1 protein-coding gene is annotated in these 231 nt (G+C 64.1%); it reads right to left on the bottom strand.

Going from position 1 to position 231, the window contains the following annotated elements; all coding sequences use genetic code 11:
• On the bottom strand, positions 1 to 231 hold a 231-nt coding region (locus ACPYOM_RS24135), incomplete at both ends, for a hypothetical protein (RefSeq protein WP_481347922.1).

The raw sequence follows: 231 nt of genomic DNA, 5'->3' as shown, positions 1-231 counted from the left end.
CCCCCCCCCCCCCCCTTCCCAAAAAAGAGACCCCCCCCCCAGATTACTACGCGTCTCGTGGGCTCGGAGATGTGTATAAGAGACAGGGTCGAGTCGGTCGAACGTCGCGCGCAGCCAGTCGTCGGTGAGGGGGTCGTCCCAGTCGAGGTCGTGGGGGCACGGCTCCAACGTTCCCGACACGAGCGGCTGTCTCTTATACACATCTGACGCTGCCGACGACGGAGAGAGTGT

Source organism: Monashia sp. HAY1-2A (genome assembly GCF_056755315.1).
Note: the sequence above shows the minus strand (reverse complement) of the source record. Positions and strands in the feature narration are given on the sequence as shown.